The following is a 24,196-nucleotide window of genomic DNA, read 5'->3' as shown; positions in this document are numbered from 1 at the left end:
GCAACGCCAACGACAATGATTCTGACAGTCCCCGCCGCGTCTGGCTCGCGACAGGCTCATGTTTCGTTGCGATCAGGCCCGGGAAACAGCGCGAGCTGTGAGCGCGCCGTCTTTCACCCCAAAAACCACTTGCGTTCATCCACCCCGCCCGTTATCCACCCCCTGCCGGAGAGGTGGCCGAGTGGTCGAAGGCACGCCCCTGCTAAGGGCGCAGATGGGAAACTGTCTCGAGGGTTCGAATCCCTTCCTCTCCGCCATCCACCCATCTTTTTGCACGACGAGCGCAGCACGTGGCCGGCCAAGGCGCGCTCGCTAATGCGGCGTGTTGCTAGAACGCAAAGCGGCGCGCAAGGCCCAGGCCCGCGGTGAATTGATGTTGGCTGCCCGATGTAACGATCGGCGAGGCCAGAGCATCACCGACAAAGCCGGAATAGGACCCCTTGGCGCTCAGGAAGGTGTCCGGGACTATTTCATAGCGAGCGGCCAGTTGCACACCGACTGATTTGACGCCGCCATTCGGGTTGTACGCGCCAAGACGTCCTCCGGTTGCGGCCGCTTCGCCTGCCGTTACGCCAAAATAGGTGTCCATGTAGTTTTCGGAAGCAAAGCTGATCAACGGGCCGCCGACAACTTCCAACTGCGGTGTCAGCTTCGCGGTGATGTCCACACCCGCTTCGCCAATGAACCCCTCTGCTCCGCCAACAGCATATCGCGCCGCCCCGTAGAGTTCACCGCGGAGCACGTCGTTCAATACCAGTTCATAGCCGATCCGCGCGCCCAACGCATAAGTCGCCTCAACGTCATTCAGGCCCACCAAAGCGGTGTGTTCGGCGCTCACGCGCTTGCTGGCAATCGAAAAGGACGGTGCAAAACTCAAGCCGCCAACGTCCTCACCCCCACCGATATCGATCAGGCCCGGAATACGAAACCGCTGGACCTCGATGATCGGACTAAAGGTCACACCATATTCGGCTGCGCCCTCGTAGACCGGCGCTGTGCCGATGCCGACGCCAAGGACGAAAGCGAAATCTGAAGCGGGTTGGATCGCCACCAGATCCGGCGCAGCGCCGCCATAGCGATCGAATTCCGCGGCACCGACTGAAGTCGACAGGACAGCGAAAACAGCTGCGTTGGCAACGAGGCTTACTGGAATGCGCATGGAGACTCCGCGGGCTGTGGGGGCCCCATTCCACCATTCAGGATTGCCCTGCGAAATGCATGGACAATGACATTTTGCACGACCGTCCGGGGAGACTTGCATGCTCAGGCATGTGGCGCCCCGTGCATTTGTAGGGGTCATGCGTTGTGCGGGCAATGCACTGATTTCTGATACTTGTTACGCCGCCATGCGCGTTCCGGATCAATCCCTTTCCGCGTCAATCAGGAAGTGTCGTGGAATCCGCTAAACTGTCCGGTCAGACAGGGCGGGGCGCGACTTGGCCGTTCAGGACAACTTGGCGCCGAGGGTTTTCAGAGCGGGACGCAGTTGGCCGTTGTGCAACTCAAGCAATCGGCGTGCTGCCTCGATACCATCAGCGCCGGCCGCGAGCACGATTGCGGGTTTCACCGCGCCATCTGCGAGCGCAAGCCAGTGCGCCGCCTGCGCGTCGGTCACCCCGGTGACGTCCATCACAATGCGTCGGGCGCGGTCGCGCAGTTTGGCATTATCCGCGACCACATTGACCATATAGCCGTCATGCACATGACCCAGATGCACAGCAACCATGGTCGAGAACATGTTGAGCGCAATCTTCTGCGCCGTGCCCGCGCCCATGCGGGTCGATCCGGCAATCACTTCGGGGGGGGTGCTCAGGCATATGGCAACGTCGACACGGTCAAACAGAGCAGCGCCGGCATTATTGGCAATGCCGATGGTTCGCGCCCCGGCCTGACGTGCGGCTTCTGCCGCTGCCATAGGGTAAGGGGTGTAACCGCTGGCGGTCAGGGCGATCAGGCAATCATGGGCTCCAACGCCTGCCTTCGCAATGCCTTGGCGCGCGGCATCTGCATCATCCTCGGGCCCGCCTGGCATATCGGGCAGGGCGTCAATGCCCCCGGCAAACAGGATAACGATGCGGTCGCGGTCAATGCCAAACGTGCCGGGCAACTCAACGGCGTCGGCCATCGCCATCAGGCCCGAACTGCCTGCTGCAGCATAGATCAGTCGCCCGCCGGCGTTCAGACTGTCGGCCGCCATTCTCGCAGCCGCCGCAATCTCGTGCACGGCGTCCTGGGTCGCAGTGGCTGCTGCTACCTGCGCCGCGGCGAGAATCGATAATGCGTCGCTGGCGTCGCGGGTGTCGAAGCCCTTCGCGCTCGCATGCGTCATCTCGGTTTGCGGTGCACTCATGTCAGTCTCCAGTTGACGTGATAATGCCAAAAAAATACCACTTGTCCACATAGCGTTCCCGCTGGGAGTGCCATTGCCAGCGCAATTGCAGCCGAAAGGCCAATTCTTCAGGACGTCCCAATAATTTTCCAGCAATTCCGCATTGCCTGTTGGAAAATGGTATTTTATTGGTATTGTTACGGCGCTCGGTCTGCACTAGTCAAAGTTGCGCGGGATCAGTGTTATGCAATGTCGCGCAATGTGCCAACGGGTGAGGGGATAAGTGACAGATTTGTCGAACGGTTTCTTTGCCGATGGTCCGGTGGCGCTGCCCAGCGGGGGACCGCTCTATCTGCAACTCAAGCGCTGGATTGAGGATGCGATCCATCGAGGGGACATCAATCCCGGCGATGCTTTGCCTTCCGAACGCGACCTCGCTGCCAAGGTTGACGTGTCCCGCGTCACCGTGCGTAAAGCCGTGCTGCAATTGGTGCAGGACGGTGTGCTGGTGCAGCGCCATGGTTCGGGCACCTTCGTTGCGCCGCCAACCCAGCGCGTCGAGCAGTCGCTGTCCCAGCTGACGTCTTTTACCGAAGACATGGCGCGGCGTGGCATGGAAGTGCACGCGCAATGGCTGGAACGGGGGCTTTACCTGCCGTCGCCCGAAGAAACCATCATTCTGGGGCTGTCATCTGGTGACCAGGTGGCGCGAATCTCTCGGCTGCGGCTCACCGGGGAAACCCCATTGGCAATCGAGCGTGCCAGTCTGTCGGCGCGAGTGCTGCCCGACCCCACAGCCATTGGCAATTCGCTCTACAGGCATCTCGACAAAACCGGTAACCGGCCTATTCGTGCCATCCAGCGCATTCGGGCTGCCAATCTTGATGAAGAGAATGCCCACCTGCTCCAGGTGCCGGTCGGCTCCGCCGGCCTGAATATTGAGCGCACCTCTTATCTCGCCTCCGGGCGTGTCATCGAATTCACCCGCTCCATCTATCGGGGCGACACCTATGACTTTGTTGCCGAACTGCGGATCGGTGATTCCCCCAGCAATGGAGGCAATAAGCCGTGACCATGCCTGATCAGACCCATATGCGCCGCGAAATCTCGGAAATTCCCGGCGTCGTCGCCAACTTCCTCGACAAGAGTGGCCCGGTGCTCGATGCAGCTGCTGCTGCCCTGCGCCAACGCGACCCTTCGCTGGTTGCCACAGTGGCGCGCGGATCTTCCGACCACGCTTCGGCCTATCTCAAATACGCCATTGAGCTGACGCTGGGCCTCCCGGTGGCCTCCATCGGTCCCTCGATTGCATCGATCTTTGGCAAGGATCTCAAACTGGCCAACAGTGCTGCCATCGCCATTTCCCAGTCTGGCAAATCGCCTGACATCGTGGGTATGGCAGAGTCGGCGCGCCGCTCGGGCGCCATCTCCATTGCCATCACCAATACGGCAGGCTCGCCTCTCGCAGCCGCTTCCGACTTCACCATCGATCTGCATGCCGGTGTCGAACAGAGTGTGGCCGCCACCAAGACCTTCGTGACGTCGGTGGTAGCCGGCCTGGCGCTGATTGCACGCTGGAGCGGCGATACAACCTTGAACGCAGCCGTCACCGAGCTGCCCGAGGCGCTCTCGCGGGCCGTCTCCTGCGACTGGTCCGGCATGGCTTCGGCGCTCGACGGACACAATGCTCTCTATGTCCTGGGCCGTGGCCCCGGATTTGCTATCGCCAATGAGGCCGCACTGAAATTCAAGGAGACCTGCAACATCCAGGCCGAATCCTACAGTGCTGCTGAAGTGATGCATGGTCCTGTCGCGATCGTTACCCCGGGCTATCCCGTATTGGGGCTTGCCGCGCGCGATGCAGCCGAAGGCTCGGTCGTTGACATGACACACAAGCTGGCCGGGCAGGGTGCGCTGGCCTTCCTCACCAGCGACCGCCCGGGCCAAGCGCGCCCATTGCCGTTCGCGGCGACAGGGCACCCCATCACCGATCCGCTGGCGTTGATTGTCACTTTCTATGGCTTTGTCGAAGCGCTTTCGCGCCATCGCGGCTTCAATCCCGATCTGCCCGTAGCGCTCAACAAGGTCACCGAGACGGTATGAGCGACCTTGTGGCAATTGCCGGGGTGCCCATTTTTGACGGGCATACCTGGCACAAGGACGCAGCGCTGCTGATTGAGTTTGGTATGGTGTCCGCGATCGTCCCAAGCGGAGATATCCCTGCGCGCGCCGAGCGGGTCCACCTCGACGGCGGCAGCATTGTGCCTGGCTTCGTTGACCTTCAGGTCAATGGCGGTGGCGGCGTGTTGTTCAACAATGATCCGTCTGTCGGCACTATTCGCACGATGTGCGCGGCTCATGCGCAGTTCGGCACCACGGCGCTTTTGCCAACGCTGATTACCGATACGGTGGCGGTCAACATCGCCGCCATTGCTGCAGGCTATGCTGCGGCGCAGCAAGCAGTGCCCGGATTTCTCGGTCTGCACCTTGAGGGACCGCATCTGTCACTGGCGCGCAAGGGGACCCACGATCCTGCCTTGATCCGACCCATGGATGACAGCGATCTGGCGCGCCTGGTCGCCGCAGCAACCGATTTGCCCAACCTGTTGCTGACCGTCGCTGCAGAGACGGTAACGCCGCAACAGATCACGACCTTGGCCCGAGCGGGCATTACCGTCAGTCTCGGCCATTCAGATGCCAGCTTTGCCGATGCGTCCGCCGCTTACGCAGCCGGCGCCTCCATGGCGACGCACTTGTTCAATGCGATGAGCCAGTTGGGCAATCGCGAACCTGGCATGGTGGGCGCCTTGCTGAGCACCCCGGGAGCGCATGCGGGCCTGATCGCTGACGGTATTCACGTTCACCCTGCTGCGATCGAACTCGCCTTGCGCGCCAAAACAGGACCCGGACATATCTTTTTGGTGACCGACGCCATGTCGCAGACAGGGACGGAGTTGACCGAACTCACCCTTAATGGCCGCACTATTACCCGGGAAAACGGTGCCCTGCGGCTGGCTGACGGTACATTGGCGGGCGCCGACCTCGATATGATCGACGCGGTCGAGTTCATGCATACCAGGATCGGTTTGCCGTTCGAAGAAGCCCTGCGTATGGCATCACTTTATCCAGCACGGGCCTTGGGCGTTGAAGGTGACCACGGCCATCTTTCCCCTGGGGCGATCGCCAACTTCGTTCATCTTTCCCATAGCAGGAAAGTCCAGGCGACCTGGATCGCCGGCACCGAAGCTTACCGCGCCTGACGTGATTACACTGTCTCGCCGCAGGATTTGAGGGTTCAGGTTACACGCAATTTACGTGCCCGACCTATTGTGCTGGCGCTCCCTCGCATGCGCTTGATAGGGCTCGGCAGTGTTTCAGATTATTCGGATCAGTATCCTGACGGCCATCCTTATCGGCCTCGTCGTGTCTGTGCCTTCGCTGAACAAGCCCGCCATGCGCGCAATACAGGACGTCGGGGATCTTTTTGACGCCCGGCCTGAACGCCATATTCTGTTCGTGGGCAACAGCCGTACCTATTTCAACGACATGCCTGCAATGGTCCGCAGCATGGCCGACTCTGCGAACGCACCTGAGAAATATCGTATCCAGATGCATGCACCGGCTGGCAGCGCTTTGGCGGATCATTGGGCAAATCCGCAAGTGCATGATTTGCTGGCGCAGCAATGGCACCACGTCGTGATTCAGGCTCAGAGTGGGGAACAATATGATCGATCACTGTCAGCGCAGATGCTGGGTATCGCCAGAAAGCTGATCAGTGAAGCCAGGCTGGGTGGCGCCGCGCCCGCGATGTTTGTAACATGGCGGTATACGACCGACTGCCCTGAAGCGGCCGGATCTGACACCATCGGATATCGCCAAATGCATGCCAACATTCAGGCCATGCACCGGCAACTCAATCGTGAGACCGGCGTCGACCTGGTCAATGTCGGTCTCGTTTGGGAGGTCATTCTCAAATACTCTGCGGAGATCCCACTCTACCTCGACTGCAACCACCCCTCCATATACGGCAGTTACCTATCCGCTCTGGCGTTCTACGAATACTTCTCGGGTGGCGACGTATTGGCTGTGACCTACGTGCCCGATGGCATACCGCAAGACCAGGCCAAATTGCTGCGCGAGGCGGTCTCAAGGTATTCCAGCGCCGCAGCGCAATGACCCCTGTCCTCACCCGCGGCCGATATAGGGCATGTTGGTGGCCATCACGGTCATGAACTGAACATTCGCGCTCAGGGGAAGCGCCGACATGTAGAGCAGGGCGTCCACCACGTGCTGAACATCAAATGTCGGCTCGGGTGCCATTGTGCCGTTGGCCTGTAAGGATCCGCTATTCATTGTACTGGTCATGTCGGTGGCGGCGTTGCCGATGTCGATCTGCCCGCAAGCGATGCCGAATGCCCGCCCATCGAGCGCTATCGACTTGGTCAGCCCCGTGATCGCATGCTTGGAGGTTGTATAGGATGCCGCCTCAGGCCGCGGCACATGCGCTGAGATGGAGCCATTGTTGATGATGCGCCCACCCTGGGGTGTCTGATCGCGCATGATCCGGAAGGCTTCGCGCGCAACATAGAAGGCACCGTTGAGATTGGTATTGATCATCTCTTGCCACGTCTGCACGTCCAGATCGCCAAACGACGTGGCCGGTGCAAAGCGACCGGCATTGTTGAACACCACATCGACACGCCCGTACCGCTCGTGCACGCCGCCGAAAAAAGCAGCGACCGCATCGGGGTCGCCGACATCGCACGCGCCGGCATAACCACCAATTGCCTCGCGCACTGACTCAAGTGCATCGCGCCGGCGTCCACATATGGCAACTTCATAGCCCTTTGTAGCGAAACCGAGTGCTGCCGCTTTGCCAATGCCCGATCCGCCGCCAGTAATAACGGCTACCTTCTTGTCCTTATTCATGGTCCCCCCAATTGTGGTGGCGCCGACCGTTTCGCCACGCCTGCTGACGATTCCGCGCACATTGCCGCCACATAAGCGGACCGCGCCTTGGTCAATTTGATGCCCCTAAATGCGACTTGGCGCCAGTCACCTCGCGTCAAAGCCCAGCAAAACCTGCAATTTTAACGCTTCGTTCAGTCCGGTTAACAGTTGGTTTCCAAGTGTGTGCTGAATCTGCAACATCCAGATCGCAACCACCCTGTGCGGCCGCAAAACGGCCTTTGCGTGATTGCGTCGGCCTTCGCCATGCGTAGAGTGGGTCTTGCGAATCCATGCATGGGATCGTTTGTCGGTCGCAGCGCGACGGCAACACACTGCACCACGAATAGTGTGGTCGCGTTTCGACAAACCTGCCGGGCAACCGGCGCCAAAATATGACTGACTTTGGAGGTCAACCTATGAAACTCAAGAGCCTTATCCTCGGTTCTGTTGCTGCTGCCGGTCTCTCGACCGCTGGCTTTGCTGCCGATCTCGGCGTTCTCACCTCGCTCGACGTTTGCGACGACCTGGGCCTTTCGGGCCTGACGATCTCGTCGGACACCAACTGCCTGCAGATCTCGGGCGGTGTTGAGTATGAATTTAACTTCGGCAATTTCAACCTGTCGACCCCGATCGTTACCTTCCAGGGTATCAAGAACATCGACGCTCCGAGCAGCGTTGCTGGCAGCAACAATGACTGGAACTCGAAGGTTGTTTCTTGGCTGAAGTTTGTTGGTACCGCTTCGAGCGACTTCGGTCCTGCTCGCACCGTTATCAAGCTGAAGAACGAGCACAAGACTGCCTACACCAACGGTGCTCAGACCACCGCCGACACCTATGACGTCGTCATCGACGAAGGTTATGTGCAGGTTGGCGACGCAACCGTTCTTTCCGCTGGTAAGAAGGGTTCGATCTTCAACAAGGGCGACGACGAGCCCTTCAACTTCACTGGCCTGTTCGCAGCTTCCGACGCCGATACCGGTGTTGTTGGTTCGCGCGACGGTTCGCAGTCGGCTCTGTTCCCAACCGTTGGCGGCCACGTGATCCAGGTTGAAAGCAGCCTCGGTAACGGTGTCGCTGCTAAGGTTGGTCTCGAAAAGCTCGAGTCGACTGGTACCCTCGTTGGTGTTCTGGACTATGCCGGTGACTCGATCACCGCTCACATCAGCGGTGCCGTTGGCGGCATCCTTGACGGTCAGGCAACCACTGTTGCTGACGACCTGTACGCGATCCATGCCGGCATGACCGGTACCTTCGACCAGTTCAAGCTCCGCGCTGCTCTGGCTGCTGGTGGTTCGTATGTTTCGGGCAACCAGTCGTCCTACCTGAACGGCCTGATCTCGGCTGAAGGTTCGTTCGACATGTTCAAGATTGCAGCTTCGGCTGAAGTCCTGAGCGTGACCACTGCCGGCGGCGTTCGCACAACTGGCTACGGTTTTGGTGGTTCGGTTGGCGCAACCGTCACCGATGGCGTGACCTTCAACCTTGGTGGTCGCTACTTCGGCGAAGACGTCAATGGTTCGGGCGCTGGCTACCAGGTTGCAGCTCAGATCGTTGCTGACGTGACCGAGACCCTCAAGGCAACTGCTGAAGTAGGCGTCTATGGCCGTACCGACCGTACTGTCGCTGTTGCTCTCACCGGCACTTCCGACGTTTACGGTAAGGCAGAACTGGCTTGGGCTCCAGGTGGTGGTTTCACCTCCTCGCTCGGCGCAACTGTCCAGCAGAACGGTGCCTACAAGGTTACCTTCAAGGCTGCCAAGTCGTTCGAATAGTCTTCGATCGTACTTTGATACGGAAAGGCCCGGCTCACGCCGGGCCTTTCTGCTTTCGGGCGTCCCTCTAGGCAAGGTGCCCTCTGCAGATCTCCTGATTCTGTAGATGTTCAGTGAGAAATCGCTGTCCTGATGCAGGCTTTCAAAAAGTCGTTGTGAACCAAGGATTTGCTGGCCCATTTTTCGTTTCATCTCTTGGCGAAATGCACTAGCGTTGCCCTAAATGCGGCCATCTCATCGGAACAGGAATGATTAGGGACCTCCTCAAATGGGTTGTGCCGGGACTTGTCACAGTCTTGGCCGGATCAACGCTTTCCCTGGCAATGACCTCACCCGACATTGAGCGCGACGTCATCGGTCACACTTCGGCGACAGCCGCTCGGGCCGGTTTTGATTGGGCTGAACTTTCCTTTGCAATGCGCGATGTCACGCTGTCGGGCACCACCACCGATCAGGCTTATGTCGATGCAGCCGTGCAGCGTATCGCCATGATCCCCGGCGTTCGTATCGTGAAGACGAATGTAACCCTGGCACCTCTGGCTTCGCCATATCGGCTCGAGGCTTCGATAGATGGAGGAACGGTTTCACTAGCCGGCGGTGTACCCGATGAAACGACCCGTCAACTTCTGCTGAATCGCGCAAAGATTGAGCAGGGGGCGCTTGAATTGCGCTCCGGCATGCCTGAGCGTCAGCTCTGGGTGGCTGGTGCGCAGTTCGCCATTGATCAATTGCGCTTTTTCGACGAAGGCGGGGCCACGATTTCCGGTCTTAAGGTCGATATCAAGGGCCGCGCCAAATCAGCACGCGATTTTCGGGACCTTCTGATTGTCCTGCGGGCCGGTGCGCCTGCTGGTGTGACACTCGGCGAAGTGGAAATCACCCCCGCGCTGGTGTCGCCTTATCAGTGGAGCGCCATATCCGACGGCAGGCGCATAGAGGTTTCGGGTTTTGTACCCGACGAAAATCTGGTCGAACGTTATCGCAGCGCCGAAACGGGCGGCAAGTCAGTTGCCACTGGCCTGGCATTGGCGTCGGGTGAGCCAAGTGGATTTGCCGAAGTTTCTCAAAAGCTTATTGAGCAACTTTCACGACTTGAATACGGCACTGCAAGCATCGTCGATGGTCAAAGCACGCTGACGGGCGCGCCACCGACTTTTGAAGTTGCGCAGGCAGTGATGGAGCAATTGCAGGGCGCCGGATCGATCATTGAGCTTGAACCGCCACGTGTCGACGACTACTGGGCCAGCGCTACACTTCAGGCCGGCGGCGCACTGATTTTCGACGGATACGCTCCAGACTCCGCGACCCGTGATGAACTCAAAAGCGTTGGCGGCGCTCAAACAGACTGGCTTCAATTGGCACGGGGCGCGCCAGAGCGCTACCAGTCGGCTATGGATTTTGGTCTATCGGCCCTGCAACGCATGAGCGAGGGGCGGTTTTCGCTGCGCCAGAATGTGTTGAGTCTGAGTGGGGTTGCCCGCTCAGGTGAGGACTACCAGGCGCTGATGAAGACCATCGCGGAGGACGCGCCGCAGGGCTTCGTATTAGCGCGCGCCGAGATTGATGCACCGGTTGCCGCCGACTATCAATGGTCGGTTCGCAAGAATGCGGCTGGTGAACTCTCACTATCCGGCATGGTGCCCAATGCGCCCGCGAAGTCATCGCTGGTGACAGCTGCAGGTTCTTCAGCAAGCGCTGATCTGGCCTTTGCTTCGGGCGAACCGCGCAATTTTGTGGCGTCGGCGGAGACGGGGATACTCCTGCTCGATTGGCTGGCGAATGGCGAGGTTGTGTTTGACGGCAGTGGCTGGACCATTACCGGCACGGCAAAGTCTGAGATCGACAAGGCCGCAATTGAAGCCGATTTCGTCTCACGCAAGCTGGCGGGTGCTGGCTGGTCCATGTCTATTGCAGCCCCGGTGCCAGTAATCCCCGTTGCCGAACCCTACACCTGGTCCGCGACCAGCGCCGGGGCTGACGTGACACTTACTGGTTATGTGCCCGATGCTGATGCGCGGCTAAGATTTTCAAGCAAAGCGCAGAACAGCGCCGACACCACACAGGTGGCAAGCGGTGCGCCTGATGGGTTCGTTGTTTCAGCGGAAGCGGCGCTGGACGCAGTGATGGCCATTGGCGATGCTGAAGCCCGTTTCGATGGCGCCAACTGGTCACTGGTCGGTCGTGCGACGTCTGTTGAAGTGCGCGATGCGGCTCTGGCAGCCCTGGAAGCCACAACTGATGTGGCGAGCTGGTCTATCGCGGTAGAAGCGCCCGAGCCCGGTCCGACCGAACCTTATCTCTGGTCGGCAACCAAGACGCCCGACGGTGCTGTAACCGTTGAGGGTCTGGTGCCTGCTGATGAGTTGAAGCGCGTTGTCGCGATGCGGGTAGGGGAGGGGCTGAACGATCTGACCGTCATCGATCCGCCTGCGCCGGATGGTTTTCCGCTCGATGTCCTGGCGGCTATCGATAGTCTGTCTCGCCTGTCTGATGGTTTTGTAAGCTTTGATGGTGCGCAATGGCGTATTGACGGCAATCTGCTCGATGCCGAGGGCGCCTCAGCAATTGATACTGCGCTCGCCGGTGCAGCAACACCCGCCAATGCCTGGCAGCTTACTTTGCTTGAACCGGTCGTACCTGCTGCACAGGTTGAACCTGAAGCCCCCATAGAGCCAGAGTTTGACGCGGCGACAGCCACTGCCCAGGAGCCAGCATTAGTGTCTGCGGTTGATCCCGACTATGCCTTTTCTGCCAGCCGCGCCGAAGACGGCAGCTTCATCCTGAGCGGCCAGGTGCCGAGCGATGAGGCTCTCAGTCAGATTGCAGGCATTACCGATGGCGACACTGCCGAAGTCAGCATTGCAGATGGCGCGCCCGAGGGCTTTCTGACCAGCGCAAAAATTGGCCTTGGCGCGCTGTCGCGCCTGACATCGGGACAGCTTGACCTCATTGATGGCACTTGGCGGCTTACCGGCGCTGCCGATGACACCACCGAGCGCCATGGCGTTCTCGCTGCTATTGCTGCAGACGAGGCCGCGACATGGACCGCCGACATTGCGGCGCCCGAGCCCGTGCTTGATGAACCCGTCGCTGCGGTCCAGCCTGTGGCGACGCCCGCGGCCGATAAGGTCGATATCTCGGCCTGTGTGGGGCCTATCGCTGATTTCTCCGGTCGCAATGCCATTCTGTTCCAGTCAGGCGCTGCGCTGATCGCCAACGAGTCCGAGATTGCGCTCGATGAACTGGTCATCATTCTGGCGGAGTGTCCGGATGCGCTGATCCGGATTGAAGGCCACACCGACGCCGATGGCGACGCCCGCCTCAATCTGGGCCTGTCCGTGGCACGGGCAGAGGCTGTGGTTACCGCATTGGTCGAGCGGGGCATCGATCCGCAACGCCTCTACGCTCTCGGTTATGGAGAAACCAAGCCGATCGCCGATAACGGCACCAGCGCAGGCAAGCGCCTCAACCGACGCATCGTGGTGACGGTGAGCGATGAGCGCTTCTGACCGGGCACAACACTATAGCGGTGATGGGCGATGAGCTGGGATTCAGTGGTTTTTTTGCTCGGATACTATTGGCCCTATCTGACTGTCGTGGCCATTATCGGTACGGTGGTGGGATGGCGCAGTTTCACTGCGCCCAAGTCGTGACCAGCCGGCCATGACAAACCTTACCCATGTCCTGGAAACCACGCTTCTGTTTCTCGCTGCCTATCTGTTCGGCTGCGTCCTCGGGTATGGCGTCCGTTGGGTTCTTCATGCTGGCCGCGGAACCCGCATAGTGACACCCGAAGCCATCGCTGCCGCGCGGGCAGCCGATGCAGCGCCCAAACGGGTCATGTCCTCGGCGGCGCGTCTGGCGCGGGCTGCCTCCAATGATCCAGCGCCACCTGCCATTATCGCCACACGCAAGCCAAACAAGGCCGCGCAGAAGTCCGCTGCCAAGCGGACGGGGCCCAAGCCAGCCTCGATCAAGGCCCCGCGTCCCGGCGGTGCCGATAATCTGAAGCTTATCAAGGGTATTGGGCCAAAGATCGAGGCGTCGCTCAACGAGTTGGGCGTTTATCACTTCGATCAGATTGCTGCCTGGTCCAAGACCAACACCAACTGGATCGACAAGAAGCTGGTCCTGCGCGGACGCATTGCGCGCGAACGCTGGGTTGAGCAGGCCGCCGAATTCATTTCCGAAACACGGGCCAGTGCCTAGGCCGCACGCGTCTTCACTACAGCGCCAATTTTGGCGACGAATTTGGCGACCGCTTCAATTTCTTCGCGTTGGTCGAATAGGGCAGGAGAGCCTTGGCCCGAAATGGTCAGCGCAACAGCGTCTGGGCGCCGTCGCACCATCTCGTCAAAAGTTTCGCGACGCAACTGGTCGGTCAACTGGGTACGCAGCAGCATCAGGGAGGCGCAACCAAGCGCGTCGAAAAGTGGCCACTGCGCAGTCAGCACATCGTCGAAGTTGATGTCGGCCAGAGCATCCATCAGGCGCTTGTCATAAAGGGGTTGGGCGCGTCCGCGTTTGTCGAGATAGTGGCTCCGCCCGATTAGCTTATCGAGCTGCTCGACCGGCAGGCCTGGATAGTCGCCGCCCAGAACGCGTCGAAATCCTGCCGCTACCGACTTGGCGCCGCGCAGGGCTTCGATATGTTCAAGATTGCTGCGCAACCGCACTATGCCTCGCGAATCCGTAACGGGGCCGGAATCCAGCAATATCGTGCCTGCCACCAGCAGTGGATGAGCCGTGGCCAGTGCCATGGCCACCTGTCCGCCTTGCCCCTGTCCAAGGATCACCGCGCGCTCAATGCCCAGCGCCGCCAGGACTGCAGCCACGTCGCGCGCATCGACCAGCGAACTGTAGTCCCCAGCGTGCTGGCGGTTATCGGCCCGTCCGCGCCCTGGCAGGTCCAGCAGCACCACTGGCGCTGCATTGCCGAGGCGGCCGAAATCGTCGGCGAACGCGGTGAAATCGCTCATATTGCGCTGATAGCCCGGAATGCAAACGATCGGCAGGCTTTGGCTTGAAAGCTCGCCGCGCACATGCACCGCTGCCCGCACACCGCCAGCCACGGACACATGGATGATTGGCAGGTCGGCAAAGGCTGGGTGATTGTCAGGAATGCTTCTGGGGCGGGGCATATGGGGCAACTTTCGAGTGTCCCCATCTAGCGGCAGCGGGGGAGCGGTCTCAAGCAATTTTAGTCAAACGCGCTCGTTCACACCGGTTTTCGCAGCGGAACGCCGACGGCAATCGCATCGGATGTCATTTTGCCGTCATCTGGGCCACAACTAGGCGTTGTGGTGTGATTTGATAAAAACTATGGTGCAGCGTCAAAAAATCGGCAGCATTGCCGGTTCAAACCATCTGCTGCGGCACCGCCGTAGCACTCTAAACCAAGGAAATTTCGACAAATGCTGCGAGGATCGATACCGGCGCTCATCACTCCCATGCGTAATGGGATTGTCGATGAGAAAGCCTTCGCCAGCTTTGTCGAATGGCAGATCGAGCAGGGCAGTCACGGCTTGGTGCCAGTTGGCACGACCGGTGAAAGCCCGACCGTCAGCCATGAAGAGCATCGTCGCGTTGTCGAAATCTGCGTTGAAGTTGCCAATAAGCGTGTGCCTGTTCTTGCTGGCGCCGGCTCCAACGCAACCGCCGAAGCCGTCTCCTTGGCCAAGTTCGCAGAGGCGACCGGTGCGGACGCCGTGCTTTCCGTTGTGCCTTACTACAACAAGCCCAATCAGGAAGGCCTGTTTCAGCACTTTTCGGCTGTGGCCAGTGCGGTAGGGATTCCAATTATCCTGTACAGCGTACCCGGTCGCACGATTGTTGACCTGACCGTCGATACCATTGCCCGTCTGCACGAGGCTCATCCCAACATTATCGGCGTCAAGGATGCGACCGGTAATCTTGAACGCACCAGCATGCAGCGCGCCAAGTTGGGCAAGGACTTTATCCTGCTCTCTGGCGATGACATGACCTCGCTCGCCTTCAACGCCTATGGCGGCAATGGTTGTATCTCGGTGACCGCCAACGTGGCGCCCCGCATGAGTTCGCAGATGCAGGAATTGTCGCTCGCGGGTAATTTCCCCGATGCACTGGCGATCCATGACAAGCTCGTCTACCTGCACCGGGATCTGTTCATGGAGCCAAATCCGGCGCCCGCCAAGTACGTCGCCAACCGGCTGAACCTGTGCGCAAACGAAATGCGCCTGCCACTCGTACCCATTTCAAAGTCCACCCAGGAGGCCATGGACTTTGCAATGGCCCATGCAGGTCTTATCTAAAGCCTATGGCTCCAAAGAACGATAAATCGAAAAACGGTGTGATCAGCCACGGTCTCGTGGCTGAAAACCGCCGTTCGCGCTATGACTACGCTATTGGCGAAACCATGGAGGCCGGCATTGTGTTGACCGGCACCGAGGTCAAGTCGCTGCGTCTGGGCAAGGCTCAGATCACCGAATCCTACGCCTCACCCGAGGGCGGGGAGTTATGGTTGATCAACGCGCATATCCCTGAATACCTGCAGGCGAACCGCTTCAATCACGAAGAAAAGCGCCGCAGAAAGCTGCTTGTCTCGCGCAAGCAGCTCGCTCATCTCGATCAGGAAGTTTCGCGCGCCGGCAACACCATCGTGCCGCTCAAGCTGTTCTTCAACGATCAGGGTTTTGCCAAGCTGCTTATTGGCGTGGGCAAGGGCAAGAAGAACTACGACAAGCGCGAAACCGAGCGCAATCGCGACTGGAATCGCGACAAATCCCGCATCATGAAAGAAGGCGGGCGCGGCTAGTGTAGCCGCGTCAGGCTTTCGACATCACTCGTCGGCCGGCATGGGCACCTGAACCGGGCGCGTTACCGGTGGGCGGCCGACGGCCTTGGCCAGATCAGCCACATCGATGAAAAAGTCGGCCTGGCGCCGCAGATCGTCCGAAATCATTGGGGTCGAGGAGGTCAGTGTGGACACCACGGTGACCCGCTTGCCCATGCGCTGCAGCGACTTAACCAGAGCGGTGAAGTCGCCGTCGCCAGAGAACAGCACCATGTGATCGTAGTGTGGGGCCAGTTCGAGCGCGTCCACGCACAGCTCGATATCCATATTGCCTTTGACCTTGCGGCGGCCTGTGGCGTCGGTGAATTCCTTGGCGGGCTTGGTCACCACGGTGAAGCCGTTATAGTCAAGCCAGTCAATCAGCGGGCGGATTGAGGAATATTCCTGATCTTCAACTAGCGCGGTGTAGTAATTGGCGCGGAGCAGGAACGCCTTGGCTTTGAACTCGGCCAGCAAGCGCCGGTAGTCGATGTCGATGCCAATCGCTTTCGATGTCGCATAAAGATTGGCGCCATCGATAAACAGGACGATTTTTTCGTTTGGGTCGATGCTCATCTGAAAACCCTCAATCAACTGGCAACGGCGCGATTACGGAAAGTCGGTCTATAAGATCTCTTAAATTCCGCAGAAAGTCTTAATTGTCGAGACGTGACATGTTTTTATCGCACTGGCAAGATTAAGCGCGATTTCGTGAAGCGCGGGCAGGGGAGGGCACGCTATCCTTGTGTCCTGTGACAGGCTCGTGTATGGGAAGCGCTCATTCCATAAATTTTGGAGACGTCCGTGGCCCGCGTCACCGTTGAAGACTGCATTGAAAAGATCGACAATCGCTTCGATCTCGTTCTCATGGCTGCGCATCGTGCGCGCATGATTTCGTCGGGGGCCCAGATCACCGTCTCGCGCGACAACGACAAAAACCCCGTTGTTGCGCTGCGTGAAATCGGCGACGGCGCCATCTCGCCTGATGATCTGCGTGAAGATCTGATCCACTCGCTTCAGAAATATGTCGAGGTCGACGAGCCTGAGAGCCATGCTGCGCCTCAGATCGAAAGCGCCAGCGACGATGATTCGATGAGCTTCGATACCATGAGCGAAGAAGAGCTGCTCCGTGGCATCGAAAGCCTCGCGCCGCCCGAGCGTCGCGACGACTGATTTGCGTTCTGACGCAAACTGCATGTAAGAAAAGAGCGTCCGATGTGCATCGGGCGCTCTTTTCATTTCTGTTACAGGCGCTAAGCTCTTTCCTCCGAGCGAGCGACCAATCCCATGATGCGTCAGTACGAGCTTGTCGAACGCGTTCAGGCGTATAACCCGAACGTCGACGAGCAGTTGTTGAATAAGGCCTACGTTTACGCCATGCAAAAGCATGGCTCGCAGAAGCGTGCCTCCGGCGACCCCTATTTCAACCATCCTCTCGAAGTGGCGGCCATCCTCACCGAGCTCAAGCTCGATGATGCCTCCATCGTCGTGGGGCTGCTGCACGACACCATCGAGGATACCGACGCCACCCGGGCCGAGATCGATCAGCTCTTCGGTGCTGAGATCGGCGCTATCGTTGATGGCCTGACAAAGATCGAACGCCTCAATCTGGTGTCGCGCGAGGAAGCTCAGGCTGAAAACCTGCGCAAGCTGCTGCTGGCGATCAGTCAGGACGTACGCGTGCTGCTGGTCAAGCTTGCCGATCGCCTGCACAACATGCGCACCCTGCAATACATGCCGCCCGAAAAGCGCACGCGTATTGCCCAGGAGACCATGGATATCTATGCCCCGCTCGCCGGCCGCATGGGTATGCAGGACATGCGCAACGAGCTTGAGGACATCTCCTTCAAGATCCTGCAGCCCGAGCACTACTTTGCCATTGTCGCCCGCCTCGACGAGATGCAGGCCGCCTATAGCGAAACCATCGAAACCATCTCGACCGAGTTGACCGAACGGTTTCTGGCCGAAGGCATCACCGCACGCGTCAAGGCCCGGGTGAAGTTGCCCTACTCGATCTTCAACAAGATCGAACGCAAATCCATCGCCCTTGAGCAACTCTCCGATATCATTGGGTTCCGGGTGATTGTTGGGTCGATTGACGAGTGTTATCATACACTTGGTGTGGTTCACACCAAGTGGAAGGTCGTGCCCGGTCGCTTTAAGGACTATATCTCGGTCCCCAAGCACAATGACTACCAGTCGATCCACACCACCATTGTTGGCCCCGGACGTCAGCGCGCCGAGCTGCAGATTCGCACCGAAGAGATGGATCGGATCGCAGAGTTCGGCATTGCCGCACACGCTCTTTACAAGGATGGTGCTTCGGCTGATCTCAGCCGCATCGAGAATGAATCCCAGGCTTATGGGTCGCTGCGCTCGACCATTGCCCATCTGACGGCGGGCAGTTCCACCGAGGACTTCCTCGAATATACCAAGCTTGAGCTGTTTCAGGATCAGGTGTTCTGCTTCACTCCGCGCGGACGGCTGATTGCCCTGCCGCGCGGCGCGACGCCGATCGACTTCGCCTATGCTCTGCACACCGATATCGGCGACACGACCGTCGGCGCCAAGATCAATGGCGCTATCCTGCCGCTGGTGACGCAATTGCGCTCGGGCGACGAAGTCGAGATCATTCGCGACCAGAACCACATGCCGCCGATGAACTGGCTGGGCATTGCCGCCACCGGCAAGGCACGGGCAGCCATTCGCCGGGCCGTACGCCACGCTGCTACCCAGCGCACTTTTGCGCTGGGTGAACACGTCCTCAACATGATGCTTGAGCGCGAAGGCGTCATGCTCGACGAGACCGAGGCCAAGACACTCGCAGAGGCCCTTGGCAGTCCGAGCCGCCGCGACCTGCTTATTGCGGTCGGTGAGGGCAAGATCGCGTCCGAAGCCCTGGCCACCGAGCTGGCGACCGTCAAGGGACTGCGCAAACGCCGCCGCAAGCTTGATTTACCGGTTGCCGATACCGCCGATGGCTGGTTTGCCCTGCGCTCCACTGACCTGTTTCGCTTCCGCGTCCCCGGCGGGCAGCGCTCCGGCCCCAAGGCCAAGGCCGCGCTGGCGCAGCTGGATTTCCACATGGGCGTCACGGTGACTTCCGAGGGCGTCGTGCCGGGCGACCGCCTGGTCGGCATTCTGCAGCCCGACAAGCCCATGCTGATTTACCCCATCCATTCCGATGCCCTGATCGATCTGCACGACAGCGATGTGGCCTGGGTCGATGTGCGCTGGAACCTGGCGGGCCGCGAAGATCGCCCCTATGCCACGGTCATCTCCATGGAGTCGGTGAACAAGCCCGGCTCTCTGGCCCAGATTTCCTCGGCAATTGCGGCCTGCGACGCCAATATCAACAATCTGGTGATGCGGATGATTTCGCCAGACTTTCACCAGATGATCTTTGAAATCGAGGTGCGTGACCTTGCGCAACTCACCGATGTTCTGGCAACGCTCAAGCGTAGTCCCGGCCTCAGCGCCGTGCAGCGCGCCGGCACCCGCGAGGCATCGATGATTTCCACGCTCGAATGGGACGGCAACGTCGACAAGAGGTTTAGCGATGACAAGAGATGACGTATTGGCCGTGTTCCGCGAATGCGGTGCCATGCTCGAGGGGCATTTCATTCTGTCATCGGGCCTGCGCTCGCCAGTCTTTCTGCAAAAGGCCAAGGTCTTTCAGTATCCGGCCCAGACGGAAAAACTCTGCAAGGCACTGGCCGCTAAAATCCATGCCGATGGCTTTGGCGATGTGACCAAGGTCGTCTCGCCCGCCATTGGCGGCATCATTCCCGGCTATGAAACAGCGCGCCATCTCAACCTGCCAGCGCTCTATACCGAACGGGTCGATGGCAAGTTTGAGCTGCGCCGCGGCTTTGAGATTGCACCTGACGACAAGGTGATCGTGGTCGAGGACATCGTCTCAACCGGCCTGTCGATCCGCGAATGCGTCGCCGCTTTGCGCGATATTGGCGCCAATGTCGTCGCTGCCGCCTGCCTGATCGATCGCTCGGGCGGCGAAGCCGATGTTGGTGTGCCGCTGGTCAGCCTGATCGAATACAAGGTCCCGGCATATCCCGCCGATCAGCTGCCGCCAGAGCTGGCCGCCATTCCCGCCATCAAGCCGGGCAGCCGCGGCATTCAGGGGGTCAAGTGATCATCGGGCTGGGCTCGGACCTCTGCCAGATCGGTCGGGTCGCCAAGACCCTTGAACGCTATGGTCAGCGCTTCACCACGCGCTGCTTTACCGAGATCGAGCAGCGCAAGTCAGACCGCCGCGCCGAACGCGCCGCCTCCTACGCCAAACGCTTCGCCGCCAAGGAGGCGTGCTCCAAGGCTCTTGGCACCGGCCTGAGCCACGGTGTCTACTGGCGCGATATGGGTGTGGTGAACCTGCCTTCGGGCAAACCGACCATGCATTTGACCAATGGGGCCGCAAAAGCGCTCGACCGCCTTGTGCCGCCGGGCTATCAGCCCCACATCCATCTCACCATCACCGATGACGCCGGGCTTGCCCAGGCGTTCGTCATCATTGAGGCGCTGCCGATTGACCCGGCTGCCGCAACGGAATAACGCTGCCGCGTTACCGATCCGGGGAAATCCATGAGCCAGCCAGCCGACAAGTCTGCCAACAAGTCCGCGACCAATGAATGGGTTGAAACCTTCGTTGTCGTGGTCGAGGCGCTGCTGATCGCCATCGTGCTGCGGTCTTTCCTCTATCAGCCATTTTCCATTCCCACCGCATCGATGCAGCAGACGCTGATGATTGGCGACTATTTCGTCGCCAACAAATACGTCTGGGGCTATGGCAAGCACTCCTTCTCGCTGGGGCGCTACGGCAACTTTACGGCGCTGGATTTCGAGCTGCCGATCTCCAACCGCATTCTGGGGCGTGATCCCAACCGTGGCGACGTTGCCGTGTTCCGTCCGGTCCCGCAGAACATCGAATACATCAAGCGCATCGTCGGTCTGCCGGGCGATCGGGTCCAGATGCAGGGCGGCCGCCTGTATATCAATGATGTGATGGTCGAGCGCGAAGAGATCGGTACCACCATGGATACCGACAGCTCGGGTCAGACCGTCGAGGTCACCGTGTACCGCGAGACCTTCCCTGAAGGCACCACGCACACAATCCAGGAAATCTCCGACAGCGCTCCGCTCGACAACACTCAGGTCTATGTCGTGCCCGCCGGCCACTATTTCATGATGGGCGACAATCGCGACCGCTCCGCTGATAGCCGCGTTCTCAGCCAGGTCGGCTATGTCCCCGACATCAACCTGATTGCCAAGGCCGAGGCGCGCTTCTTCTCCATCAAGGATAACCTGCCGCCTTGGCAGATCTGGCAGTGGCCCGCTAACGTGCGCTGGGATCGTATGTTCCAGTCCGTCTACAAATGAGCCGTGCAGCGCGCAATCACGACAAACTTCAGTTCCGGCTAGGCTATCGTTTCGCCGATCCGGACCTGCTTGATCGCGCGCTCACGCATTCCAGCGCCGTCTCGCCTGCCAAGCGTATTGAGCGGTCCTATCAGCGTCTGGAATTTCTTGGCGACCGCGTGCTTGGGCTTGTCGTCGCCGACATGCTCTATCGGCGTTACCCAAAGGCCAATGAGGGCGAACTCAGCCGTACGCTGAATACGCTGGTGCGCAAGGAAACCTGCGCCGTCATCGCCCGCACCCTTGATCTGGGCGGCGAACTCAATCTCGGCGAGAGCGAAGCGCGTACCGGCGGCGCCGAAAAAGAGGCCATTCTCGGCGATGTCACCGAGGCCGTCATTGGCGCCATCTTCTGCGATGGCGGCATGGGCAAGGCCTATGAGTTCGTCGAACGCATGTTTGAGGAATTTCTCGCTGACGGTCAGGCCAACAAGGCCGACGCCAAAACCACCTTGCAGGAATGGGCCCAGGCCCGCGGCCTTGAGCCACCCAGCTATATCCAGGTCGGCCGCTCCGGTCCCGACCATGCCCCCGAATTTACCATTGCCATCGCCCTGGGCGATTTCGAACAGGTCAGCGCCACCGGTCCTTCCAAGAAGATCGCCGAACACAAGGCCGCCGAACTGTTCCTGATTTCCCAGCAGGTGTGGAAGGATCCCAAATGAACTCACCCACTGAACTCGCCGACACCTCTTGCGGCTTTATCGCGCTGGTTGGTGCCCCCAACGCCGGCAAATCGACGCTGCTCAACTCACTGGTTGGCACCAAGGTTTCCATCGTCACCCACAAGGCGCAGACGACCCGCAGCCAGGTGCGCGGCGTTGTCACCCAGGATCAGGCCCAGCTTGTCTTCATCGACACGCCCGGCATCTTCGCGCCCAAGCGTCGGCTCGACCGGGCCATGGTTGATAGCGCCTGGGGCGGGGCGGGGGATGCGGACATCGTCGGCTTCATTATCGATGCCGAACGCGGCATCACGCCCGATATCGACGCCATGCTCGAAGGTCTGGCCAATATTAGCCACCCCAAGATCCTGATCCTGAACAAGATCGACACCATCAAGAACGAAGCGCTGCTCGAGCTCAGCCAGACCCTCAATGAAAAGCTGCGTTTTGAAGCCACCTTCATGATTTCGGCCCTCAAGGGTTATGGCGTTGCCGATCTGATGGACTGGTGCGTCAAGCACATCCCGCCCGGCCCCTGGCATTTCCCCGAGGATCATCTGACTGATTTGACCATGGCCATCACGGCCGCCGAGGTCACGCGCGAGAAGCTGTTCCTGCGCGTTCATGATGAGATCCCCTATAACTGCACGGTCGAAACCGAGAGCTTCAAGATCCAGAAGGATGGCTCCTACAAGATCGATCAGGTGGTTTATGTCACGCGCGACAGCCACAAGAAGATCGTGCTGGGCGCAGGCGGTCAGACCATCAAGGCCATCGGTCAGGAGAGCCGCAAGGATCTGATGGAAATGTACGAGGTGCCCATTCACCTCTTCCTGTTCGTCAAGGTGCGCGAAAAATGGGGCGATGATCCCGAGCGCTACCGCGAGATGGGCCTTGAATACCCGCACGGAAAAAACTGATCCAATGCCCGGCTGGCTCGATCGTGCCAGGCAGTGGGCTCGCACCATCAAGCGCGATGTAATCGCCGTCTGGCTCGCAGCCAGGGACGTCAGAACGCCAATGGCGGTGCGCATTCTTGCTGCCGCGATTGCGGCCTACGCCCTGTCGCCCATCGATCTCATTCCCGATTTCATTCCGGTGCTGGGCTATCTCGACGACCTGCTCATCGTCCCGCTCGGCATTGTCGCCGTGGTCAAACTGATCCCGGCGCCGCTTTTCGCCGAGTTTCGCGCAGCTGCCAGCCAGATTGCAGCAAAGCCGGTCAGCAGGCTCGGCATGCTGGCCGTCATCCTGATCTGGCTGCTGGCGGTCTGGTTGACACTCATGCTCGCAACGGACTGGGTATAGGCGATGGAATGGACCGGGGAGGGACTGCTGATCGGCGTCCGCCGTCACGGCGAATCCAGTGTTATTGCCGAAGCGATGGTGGCTGGCCGGGGCCGCTGTCTGGGTCTGGTACGCGGGGGGCGCTCGCCCAGGCAGGCCGCAGCACTGCAGCCTGGCAACACCGTCCAATTGACCTGGCGCGCGCGCCTTGAGGACCAGTTGGGCATGTTCACTGTCGAACTGCTGCAGGCGCGCGCCGCCGAGCTGATAGCCGACCGGACGCGGCTCTATCTCAGCCAGCTCGTGTGTGAGCATCTGCGTCAGTTGCCGGAGCGCGATGCCCATGATCGCCTGCTTGGCATGGCGTTGCGCCTGATTGATTCCCCCCCCGATGGAGTTGCGCTGGTTCGCTTTGAGCTGGCCGTACTCGATGATCTCGGTTTTGGCCTGGATCTCGACCACTGCGCGGTGACAGGCGCGACCGAGGATCTGACCCATGTCTCGCCCAAATCGGGCAGGGCGGTGTCGCGCGCGGCGGCTGCGCCCTATCTGGACCGGCTCCTGCCTCTCCCCAGTTTCCTCACCGCCCGTGGAAATGCCAGTCCGCATGACATTGCCGACGCCCTGCGCCTGACCAGTCACTTCCTCCAAACCCACGTCCAAGGGCCCCGAAACCTCACGCCATCGGCCACTCGAGACCTGCTGGTAGCGGCATTGACCCTGGAGCATTGAGGGCGGCCGCACGTGTTCTGAACACCCCGCGCCTTGCCCGCCGACGTGCCGCCACATGCGATGTCACGCCGGCAAAAGGCTGGGGTCCATTCCGAGATTTCGGGCAGCGGCGGGAAGACGACTGCACTCATCGAGACATTGGCCAGAAATGTTTGCCCTTTATCCCCACGTGCAAAACCGCGCGCATACTTCTGACATTCCCGTCAGCACGCGACCC

23 protein-coding genes and 1 tRNA gene are annotated in these 24,196 nt (G+C 59.8%); 19 read left to right on the top strand and 5 right to left on the bottom strand.

Translation table 11 applies throughout. From position 1 onward, the window contains the following. Positions 1-167 precede the first annotated feature (167 nt). Positions 168-257: transfer RNA gene (locus tag KD146_RS09400), tRNA-Ser, on the top strand. Positions 258-328: 71 nt separating this feature from the next. On the opposite strand, the gene KD146_RS09395 is transcribed toward KD146_RS09400, so the two are convergent. After that, positions 329-1,159: a MipA/OmpV family protein gene (locus KD146_RS09395; protein WP_212658417.1), complete on the bottom strand. Its 831-nt coding sequence runs from the start codon at positions 1,157-1,159 to the stop codon at positions 329-331. 285 nt (positions 1,160-1,444) lie between these two features. Continuing rightward, positions 1,445-2,350 carry an N-acetylmuramic acid 6-phosphate etherase gene (locus KD146_RS09390; protein WP_212658416.1) on the bottom strand — a complete coding sequence of 302 codons (906 nt, stop codon included), beginning with the start codon at positions 2,348-2,350 and terminating at the stop codon, positions 1,445-1,447. A gap of 262 nt (positions 2,351-2,612) precedes the next feature. On the opposite strand from KD146_RS09390, the gene KD146_RS09385 reads away from it, so the two are divergent. From KD146_RS09385 to KD146_RS09370, 4 genes are all read left to right on the top strand, one after another. Then, positions 2,613-3,401, top strand: coding sequence for a GntR family transcriptional regulator (locus KD146_RS09385; protein WP_212658415.1), 789 nt, complete (start codon positions 2,613-2,615; stop codon positions 3,399-3,401). A gap of 2 nt (positions 3,402-3,403) precedes the next feature. Beyond that, positions 3,404-4,432 (top strand): SIS domain-containing protein, encoded by a 1,029-nt coding sequence (locus KD146_RS09380; protein ID WP_249327811.1) that lies wholly within the window; start codon positions 3,404-3,406, stop codon positions 4,430-4,432. Further along, positions 4,429-5,589, top strand: a complete 1,161-nt coding sequence (gene nagA, locus KD146_RS09375; RefSeq protein WP_212658414.1) for an N-acetylglucosamine-6-phosphate deacetylase — start codon at positions 4,429-4,431, stop codon at positions 5,587-5,589. The genes KD146_RS09380 and nagA overlap by 4 nt, the downstream gene beginning before the upstream one ends. Before the next feature lie 109 nt (positions 5,590-5,698). Next, positions 5,699-6,505 (top strand): hypothetical protein, encoded by an 807-nt coding sequence (locus KD146_RS09370; protein ID WP_212658413.1) that lies wholly within the window; start codon positions 5,699-5,701, stop codon positions 6,503-6,505. A gap of 9 nt (positions 6,506-6,514) precedes the next feature. Here the strand turns inward: KD146_RS09370 and KD146_RS09365 are convergent, their stop codons facing one another. Continuing rightward, a complete protein-coding gene (locus KD146_RS09365) occupies positions 6,515-7,258 on the bottom strand; it encodes an SDR family oxidoreductase (RefSeq protein WP_212658412.1) in 744 nt (247 codons plus the stop codon). Positions 7,259-7,695: 437 nt separating this feature from the next. Here KD146_RS09365 and KD146_RS09360 point away from each other — a divergent pair, with 437 nt between their 5' ends. From KD146_RS09360 to KD146_RS09350, 3 genes are all read left to right on the top strand, one after another. After that, positions 7,696-9,051 (top strand): porin family protein, encoded by a 1,356-nt coding sequence (locus KD146_RS09360; protein ID WP_212658411.1) that lies wholly within the window; start codon positions 7,696-7,698, stop codon positions 9,049-9,051. A gap of 248 nt (positions 9,052-9,299) precedes the next feature. Beyond that, positions 9,300-12,560 (top strand): OmpA family protein, encoded by a 3,261-nt coding sequence (locus KD146_RS09355; protein WP_212658410.1) that lies wholly within the window; start codon positions 9,300-9,302, stop codon positions 12,558-12,560. 154 nt (positions 12,561-12,714) lie between these two features. Further along, positions 12,715-13,260: a hypothetical protein gene (locus KD146_RS09350; protein ID WP_212658409.1), complete on the top strand. Its 546-nt coding sequence runs from the start codon at positions 12,715-12,717 to the stop codon at positions 13,258-13,260. Here the strand turns inward: KD146_RS09350 and KD146_RS09345 are convergent. Next, positions 13,257-14,192, bottom strand: coding sequence for an alpha/beta fold hydrolase (locus KD146_RS09345; protein WP_212658408.1), 936 nt, complete (start codon positions 14,190-14,192; stop codon positions 13,257-13,259). The genes KD146_RS09350 and KD146_RS09345 overlap by 4 nt on opposite strands. Before the next feature lie 273 nt (positions 14,193-14,465). Here KD146_RS09345 and dapA point away from each other — a divergent pair, with 273 nt between their 5' ends. Further along, entirely contained in the window at positions 14,466-15,341 is an 876-nt protein-coding gene (gene dapA / locus KD146_RS09340; protein ID WP_212658407.1) for a 4-hydroxy-tetrahydrodipicolinate synthase, read from the top strand. A 5-nt stretch (positions 15,342-15,346) separates the two neighbouring features. Continuing rightward, on the top strand, positions 15,347-15,844 hold the full coding sequence (gene smpB / locus KD146_RS09335) for an SsrA-binding protein SmpB (RefSeq protein ID WP_212658406.1): 498 nt from the start codon (positions 15,347-15,349) through the stop codon (positions 15,842-15,844). Positions 15,845-15,868: 24 nt separating this feature from the next. Here smpB and KD146_RS09330 read toward each other — a convergent pair whose 3' ends face one another. Further along, on the bottom strand, positions 15,869-16,438 hold the full coding sequence (locus tag KD146_RS09330) for a LabA-like NYN domain-containing protein (protein WP_212658405.1): 570 nt from the start codon (positions 16,436-16,438) through the stop codon (positions 15,869-15,871). Between the two features lie 228 nt (positions 16,439-16,666). On the opposite strand from KD146_RS09330, the gene rpoZ reads away from it, so the two are divergent. The 9 genes from rpoZ (at position 16,667) to recO (ending at position 23,979) form a co-directional block, all read left to right on the top strand. After that, complete coding sequence (rpoZ, locus tag KD146_RS09325) at positions 16,667-17,035, top strand: DNA-directed RNA polymerase subunit omega (RefSeq protein WP_212658404.1); 369 nt, start codon at positions 16,667-16,669, stop codon at positions 17,033-17,035. Positions 17,036-17,149: 114 nt separating this feature from the next. After that, a complete protein-coding gene (locus KD146_RS09320; RefSeq protein WP_212658403.1) occupies positions 17,150-19,435 on the top strand; it encodes a RelA/SpoT family protein in 2,286 nt (761 codons plus the stop codon). Beyond that, positions 19,422-20,015, top strand: coding sequence for an orotate phosphoribosyltransferase (pyrE, locus tag KD146_RS09315; protein WP_212658402.1), 594 nt, complete (start codon positions 19,422-19,424; stop codon positions 20,013-20,015). The genes KD146_RS09320 and pyrE overlap by 14 nt, the downstream gene beginning before the upstream one ends. Continuing rightward, positions 20,012-20,431 carry a holo-ACP synthase gene (acpS, locus tag KD146_RS09310; RefSeq protein WP_212658401.1) on the top strand — a complete coding sequence of 140 codons (420 nt, stop codon included), beginning with the start codon at positions 20,012-20,014 and terminating at the stop codon, positions 20,429-20,431. The genes pyrE and acpS overlap by 4 nt, the downstream gene beginning before the upstream one ends. A 30-nt stretch (positions 20,432-20,461) precedes the next feature. Further along, positions 20,462-21,256 (top strand): signal peptidase I, encoded by a 795-nt coding sequence (gene lepB / locus KD146_RS09305; protein WP_212658400.1) that lies wholly within the window; start codon positions 20,462-20,464, stop codon positions 21,254-21,256. Beyond that, entirely contained in the window at positions 21,253-21,960 is a 708-nt protein-coding gene (rnc, locus tag KD146_RS09300; RefSeq protein WP_212658399.1) for a ribonuclease III, read from the top strand. Before lepB ends, rnc begins: the two co-directional genes overlap by 4 nt. Then, positions 21,957-22,880, top strand: a complete 924-nt coding sequence (gene era / locus KD146_RS09295; RefSeq protein ID WP_212658398.1) for a GTPase Era — start codon at positions 21,957-21,959, stop codon at positions 22,878-22,880. Before rnc ends, era begins: the two co-directional genes overlap by 4 nt. 4 nt (positions 22,881-22,884) lie before the next feature. Next, the gene (locus tag KD146_RS09290; protein ID WP_212658397.1) at positions 22,885-23,268 is read left to right on the top strand and encodes a YkvA family protein; all 384 of its coding nucleotides are present in this window, start codon (positions 22,885-22,887) and stop codon (positions 23,266-23,268) included. Between the two features lie 3 nt (positions 23,269-23,271). After that, positions 23,272-23,979, top strand: a complete 708-nt coding sequence (recO, locus tag KD146_RS09285; protein WP_212658396.1) for a DNA repair protein RecO — start codon at positions 23,272-23,274, stop codon at positions 23,977-23,979. Positions 23,980-24,196 lie beyond the last annotated feature (217 nt).

The sequence above is a fragment of the Devosia litorisediminis genome (genome assembly GCF_018334155.1).
GTDB lineage: Bacteria > Pseudomonadota > Alphaproteobacteria > Rhizobiales > Devosiaceae > Devosia > Devosia litorisediminis.
The sequence above is the reverse complement of the archived record's forward strand: the minus strand, read 5'-3'. Positions and strand labels throughout refer to the sequence as shown.